At 44.4% G+C, this 6,154-nt stretch carries 6 protein-coding genes and 1 pseudogene; all 7 read right to left on the bottom strand.

Annotated features, from left to right (window positions below):
• Positions 1–257: 257 nt before the first annotated feature.
• Positions 258–1,148, bottom strand: coding sequence for a Fic family protein (locus ACZM6M_RS14610; RefSeq protein ID WP_337433163.1), 891 nt, complete (start codon positions 1,146–1,148; stop codon positions 258–260).
• A gap of 34 nt (positions 1,149–1,182) precedes the next feature.
• Positions 1,183–1,795 (bottom strand): annotated as a pseudogene (gene fic, locus ACZM6M_RS14605) (protein adenylyltransferase Fic).
• Between the two features lie 442 nt (positions 1,796–2,237).
• Positions 2,238–3,107: a SpoIIIAH-like family protein gene (locus tag ACZM6M_RS14600; RefSeq protein WP_337433164.1), complete on the bottom strand. Its 870-nt coding sequence runs from the start codon at positions 3,105–3,107 to the stop codon at positions 2,238–2,240.
• 16 nt (positions 3,108–3,123) lie between these two features.
• Complete coding sequence (locus ACZM6M_RS14595) at positions 3,124–3,741, bottom strand: stage III sporulation protein AG (protein WP_337433165.1); 618 nt, start codon at positions 3,739–3,741, stop codon at positions 3,124–3,126.
• Positions 3,695–4,417 (bottom strand): stage III sporulation protein AF, encoded by a 723-nt coding sequence (locus tag ACZM6M_RS14590; protein ID WP_337433166.1) that lies wholly within the window; start codon positions 4,415–4,417, stop codon positions 3,695–3,697. Before ACZM6M_RS14590 ends, ACZM6M_RS14595 begins: the two co-directional genes overlap by 47 nt.
• A gap of 46 nt (positions 4,418–4,463) precedes the next feature.
• The gene (locus tag ACZM6M_RS14585; RefSeq protein WP_337433167.1) at positions 4,464–5,714 is read right to left on the bottom strand and encodes a stage III sporulation protein AE; all 1,251 of its coding nucleotides are present in this window, start codon (positions 5,712–5,714) and stop codon (positions 4,464–4,466) included.
• 47 nt (positions 5,715–5,761) lie between these two features.
• The gene (locus tag ACZM6M_RS14580; RefSeq protein ID WP_066543819.1) at positions 5,762–6,148 is read right to left on the bottom strand and encodes a stage III sporulation AC/AD family protein; all 387 of its coding nucleotides are present in this window, start codon (positions 6,146–6,148) and stop codon (positions 5,762–5,764) included.
• Positions 6,149–6,154: the final 6 nt, after the last annotated feature.

The following is a 6,154-nucleotide window of genomic DNA, read 5'->3' as shown; positions in this document are numbered from 1 at the left end:
AATGGTTAAGCGACAACAATACTATGCTTCGCTACAGGAGGCAGCATAAGGTCGAACATTCTTGAGAAAAAAGTGTAAACCAATATTGACAATATCATAATCTGGAAAAGAAGGATTCGTGAGAATGTATATTACACCTTTTTTATCACTCATATACTTTTTCTCCATTTATCATTTTTTCAAAGTGTAATTTCTGCTTATCGCCAAAGTGTCAATTTGATACTTTAGAATGAACTTTTGAACCTTTAGAATTACTTTTAATACACAATCCTAAAATAATCCAGATACGCTTTATATTTATCCTGTGCGGTCAGGCAGGTATCTGTCAGATAACCTTTCTCATTGTTCCATTCTTTCAATCCACGATAATAGAACATTTTCAGATTATCTTCGATAATGAACGGAACGATATTATATTTCAGGCATTCCTTAAACATAATCAATCTGCCCACACGGCCATTGCCATCCTGGAACGGATGGATTCGTTCAAACTTCACATGAAAATCCAGAATATCCTCAAAAGTCTTTTCTTCTTTTCCGTTGTACTCAGTCAACAGAGCTTTCATTTTATCGGCAACTTCTTCCGGAAGTGCTGTTTCCATTCCGCCAACTTCGTTCGGCATCTTTTTATAATCGCCTACAGCAAACCAATCTTTTCTGGAATCACTTGTGCCTGTTTTAAGTGTGTTGTGCAATTCTTTAATAAACTTTTCGGTAAGTGCACCTTTTGCATTATCAATAATCATATCAATGCAACGGAAGTGATTTGCTGTTTCAATCACATCATCCACATTCAGCACTTCTTTTTCTACACCGATGGTGTTGGTTTCAAAGATATATCTGGTCTGGTCATGGGTCAGACTGCTGCCTTCGATATGATTGGAATTATATGTTAAATCAATCTGTGTTTTATGGTAAATGCCTCCGGAATACTTGCTTACCTTCTGCTCCTTCAGAATATCCAGTAAGGTAATCGGCTGCTCTTTCTTTTTATTGGAACGCTCCGGCTTTTCTGCATTTTCAGGAATATTCCAGGTCTTGCCGGTAAGAAACGCACCGTCTACTCGCCCATGAGCGCAGTAATTTCGAACGCTTCGTTCCGACACATTCCATTTTTTCGCTATTTCATTAACTGAACGATATTGCATCCATATTCCTCCACTTTTCTAACGCTTAATCAAGTTAATCCTTTATGTCCGTCAAATTTTCCATCTTAAACACATAATACCCTTCATAGTAATAACTGTGATCGATGCCCTTCATATAAATTTCTCGATCATTTACATTATTCGTAAGTGCATTTTTCAGAAGAAACTTTATTTCAATATCTTTGATAGGACTTCGCTCCATGGCAAGCAGATAATCCACTTTATCCACCTTGCTCCAGTCAACCACATAGCCGATTTCTTTTTTCAACATCAGGTCAAGCCATATTCTCGTACTTCTCCCATTTTCCTCTCGGAACGGATGAGCCACGTTCATTTCAACATATTTTTCGACAATTTCATCAAAAGTTGACTGTGGCATTTTGTCTATACTCTGTAACGCTGCTTCCAAATACATCAGAGGAGCAAATCTAAAATTTCCTTTTGAAATATTAACCTTTCGTAATTTACCGGCAAAATCATAAATCTCATCAAAAAGATATTGATGGATCATCGCTTTTATAAGTACCTAGTTCTAATGTCTCAAAAAAGCCACTTTCAAACATTTCAAGCGCTTTTTGCTTACTGATTTTTTCTTCCATTCTTGCTAATTCTGTAGAATCTGTAATACCTAATTTATTTTCAAGCATAGTTTACCTCACATTCTTCATGCGATCACTTTTCCAGTCACGAATCTATCTTTATAAGTATACCATAATATCGGCAACAAATCTATTTTATTATGAAATATCTTACTTTTATTTTGCCGAATTTAATAGTTCTTTTTCCTCTTAACGCAAAAATGGCAAAGTTCTTATCGACAACACTTCACCATCAGATGTTGGTAAATAAAATATCCTATAAATAAGAAAGACCCACCGGGTTGCGCATGAAAATCAGAGGCGTGGTGGGTTCTGTTAAGTTTAACATACAGTTTTTGAAGTTACTGTCAATATTTCTTTTCAAAAAAACGATAACTCTCCATCCGCACCGAATATCTACACAAAAAAAGCCCAACAGAAATTCCTTTCCGTCAGGCTGTCTTTCCTATACACATCTATTTGATCATACTGCTGTCAACCTCTTTTTCTCCTACTCCTCCATATTCAAAAGCGTAATAATGATCTGGTCGGCTCCCACCTCTGTTTTCCGTTTCACAATATCCTCAATCTGAGCCCTCTGCGGATCTGTGATCGAGGGGGCATTGATCACTACATCTACTTTTTCATCTGCAATGCTTACTACCGGATCGGAGAAGCCTTTTGCCATGAGAAGGGTCTCCGCAGCATTTTCCTTTTCTGAAATCTCTGTCAGGCGGATCATATCCTGAATGGCCTGCTGCTTGGCTGCTTCATCAATGGAGGTACTGTTGATCAGGCTCATCAGGGTTTCCTTATTTCTGGCTCGAACCTGCTCCCTGCTTAACTGAACTCCTGCTATGTAATCCGCCACGCTCATGCCGCTGGTAAGCACTGCCTCTCCGGGATTTTCAATCCCTGCGGGGGCATCCTGTGCATCTCCGGCTTCTGAAACAGCATCCTGTCCGCCTTTCTCTGCCAGAGCCAGCTGCTCTGTCTCCGCTTCCATGTTCTCTCCGGCCTCGGCCAGCTGCTCTGCTGCTTCTGCCCCGACTTCTTCTTTCTGAGCCAGGCCTTCACTGGGGAGTGCTTCCTCCACCTGATCCGAATCCTGATCCAGACTTCCGATCTCCAAAAGGTCATCACCGGCGGCCTTATTTTCCGCCAGCAGATCTTCATCGGAAATATCCATCATCCCGGCTTCATAGATATTGCCTGCTGCGGCAAGATCGCGTTTTCCTGCATAATTGAGATATCCTGCCGCAGCAATCATTACAGCCAGTGTGGTGATAATAATCTGGTTTCTGCGGAACAGCCGTTTCATTTTTACATCCTTCATATGTGCTGTGACCTGTTTTACCTGTTTCATGTTCCTGATCTTCATGTCCTGCACTCCTTTTTTATTCCACCCTCTTTAATACTTTAATCTTATGTGCCGGAAGCCCCAATAATGCTTCCATTGCCTGGGAAATTTCAGAACAGACCTCCGGACTCCCTCCTCCGTCGGCGCTGATGACGATTCCTGAAATTTCAGGACATAATTCCTTTTCCACCACTGGTCCGTTTGACCCGCCTCCGGACTGAGGCAGGACTGTGCTTTCCTCCAACTGGCTCTCTGTAATCTCACGGCTTCCGCCTGCAGAGTCCGTTTCCTTTGTCACCGTGCTGCTGCCGGAACGATCCACCCTGAGTACCTTCTGGCCTGTGGATTTTAACACTACCATTACATCCACCTGTCCAACCCCCTCTACAGACCGTAACAGTTCCCGTATCCGCTTTTCCAAACGTTCTTCATAAGAGCGCGAAGAAAAAGAGCTGCTGATATCCCATGAAACCAAACTGTGTTCTTCCGTCCCCGCTGCCTGTTCTCCGCTCTTCGGCCGATCTTCTTTTACAGTCTTTTTCTCTCCTCCCGGAACGGATAAAAGCATGAGAAATACACCTGCAAGCAGAAACAGCAGCCATTTTTCCCTAGTCATTTTTCCATTTAATTTTAACAGCTTCTCCTTCCAGCCCATAATACGTTTCTACCTTTCCTTTTAGCGTCTCTGCCGCCTGCTTCTCCCTTTCTGAAAGCTCCTGCTTCACACCCTCCTTATCCTCTCTTTTCTCCCCCGCCCCGATTTCAATGCGGCCGATACTCACCGGACGTTCTTCTGATATAGGGGATAAAAGCATCTGCCCGGCTGCCCGGATATTTTCCCGTCCAGAACCTTCCTGTCCGGCCCCCTCTTGTGCGAAACCTTCCTGTTCAAAAAAATCTTCCCCCGATACTTCAATCTCAATTGCCAAAATCTTCCCGTAGGAGGAACTTTCCTTATTTTCCTCCATCTGTACGCTTACCTGAGAGCAGACAATTCCCTGTGCCTTGACCAATGCTGTTATCTCCTTTTCCACATTTTCCCTGTACTGCCCCGTTATGCCTGCCAGACGCTTTTCCTCCATTCCAAAAATTTCTTTTTTAAGCTCCCGTGACTCCTGTCTGAACGTAAACTGATCAAACAGACTGCTTACCTGTTTTTCCCAATCCCCCAATGAGCCAAAAGGCCCCAATACAACAAGCACAAGAACCAGCCCTCCAAATAAACGCAGATATCGTCCATAGGAGCTTCCGGCCAAAAGGTGCTCTGCCAGTGAAAGAAAGACCATATAGTAAATAATATTTCTGGCCCAGCCTAAAAGAGCCTCCACCATAACCCCTCCCTTTTATCTCTGCTTCCCCTCCTTCTATGCCGTCCTGTCAGGCAGACAGATAGGCCACATCCGCTGCCTTGCAGGTAACAGCAATGGCGATCACAAACAGAAGCAGAGAATATAAAACAATCTTCAGCAGCAGCCTGTGTCCCCTGGAAACACCGATCACACAGGAAACCATTCTCTTATCACACACCGGCTGCATGATGGCTCCTGCCGCCTGATAGAACAGTGCAAGTGTAAGAAGCTTTGCCGCCGGAAGAAAAGCAATGAGTGCCAAAACTGTCACACCTGCGGCTCCCATGGTATTTTTGATCAATACACCTGAACCTAATACCATCCGGGCCGCCGCTCCTGCACCGGCTCCCAGCCCCGGAACGGCCTCTGCCAGCTTTAAAAGGCCGGAACGTCCTACACTGTCTGCATAGGGCAGAACCATGGCTTCCAGCACATGGAGGCCCAAGATCAGACCAAACATGGTTTTTATGCCCCATTCCACTGCCTGTTCTGTCAAAGAGGTCATTTTCGACAGCAGCGGCTCCTTCATCACATGGCTTCCCAAAACCAGAAGCACATAAACTCTGACTCCGGTAAGAAATACGCTCTTTGACAGCCACTGAACACAAAAGACAGCCGCCATCATAGCCTCATACATACAGATTCCCGTTATGCTCCCCCCTGAAAATGACACTGCCATAAAGTAAGCCGGTATCAGCACACCCATAAACTCCAGAATCCGGTCCAAAACCTCTGCCGCAATGGAAAGACTTGTCAGAAAACTGCCTGCCAGACAGGCAAACAGCAAAAGGTATGCCACATAAAATCCGGTATCTGAGATCTGCCCGTTTTTAAAAACAGAAGCCGCCCCGGAAAACATGGCTCCAAGAAGACCAATAGCCGCTGCCTGAGTCAAAAGCCCGGCTCCTTCCCTTACCTGTGAAAATAAAAGCTGTCCGAATCCCTCTTTTATGGCTGTTCCCAGCGCTCCCAGATTCCCTGACGCAAAAGCCTTCATCAGATCCGTAAATAAAAGATCCACTGTTCCGTTTTTTCCTCCCAACGATCGATCAAGATACTTCTGCAGCTGCTCCAGCTCCTCTGAAATCCCCATATCATGAGCAGCCTGTCCAATCTCCATTTCTTCACTTGTCTCTTTATTATTTTCAAAATTTTCCTTTTCATAAAAAGCGCCCGCCGTTATCGTGCTCCCTCTGCCGCTTATCCACAGAGCCATCAAAAAAACTATCAGTTTTATACCGATTCGTCCATATTTTACTGCCTTTCTTCCCTGTGCCATAGCAGCTCTCCCTCCCCGATCCAGCAAAATCACAGTATTCTGCCATACTATCCCATAAACTGATCCAGTATTTCAAAGAGAGCCAAAAAAACAGGCATACTTACCCCAAGAATAGACAGCTTTCCGAAAATCTCGATCTGATTTCCCAAAGCGCTGTAGCCCGCGTCCTTACAGATTCCGGAGGCAAACTCAGCCACATATGTGATCCCAACCATTTTCAGAAGAGCACCCAGATAGGCCGGATCAATTTTGATATATCCTTCCAGACGTCTCATGGCATCTAAAATCACCTCCAGACGTCCGGTACCGCAGATCATAAAGAGTATCTGTGCTCCCAGCACCATATAAAGGGCATACTCTGCCCGGACTCCCTTCAGCCATACGGCAAGAAGGACTGCCGTTATACCGGCGGCCCCTATGGTAAGAATACTCATGGCTCC

Source organism: Enterocloster sp., assembly GCF_057861365.1.
This window is presented reverse-complemented; position numbering and strand designations above follow the sequence as displayed.

Coding starts and splice junctions, on each gene's coding strand:
- ACZM6M_RS14580 (WP_066543819.1), bottom strand. CDS start 6,148: ATGAGTATTCTTACCATAGGGGCCGCCGGTATAACGGCAGTCCTTCTT.
- ACZM6M_RS14595 (WP_337433165.1), bottom strand. CDS start 3,741: ATGGGCTGGAAGGAGAAGCTGTTAAAATTAAATGGAAAAATGACTAGG.
- ACZM6M_RS14610 (WP_337433163.1), bottom strand. CDS start 1,148: ATGCAATATCGTTCAGTTAATGAAATAGCGAAAAAATGGAATGTGTCG.
- ACZM6M_RS14585 (WP_337433167.1), bottom strand. CDS start 5,714: ATGGCACAGGGAAGAAAGGCAGTAAAATATGGACGAATCGGTATAAAA.
- ACZM6M_RS14600 (WP_337433164.1), bottom strand. CDS start 3,107: ATGAAGATCAGGAACATGAAACAGGTAAAACAGGTCACAGCACATATG.
- ACZM6M_RS14590 (WP_337433166.1), bottom strand. CDS start 4,417: ATGGTGGAGGCTCTTTTAGGCTGGGCCAGAAATATTATTTACTATATG.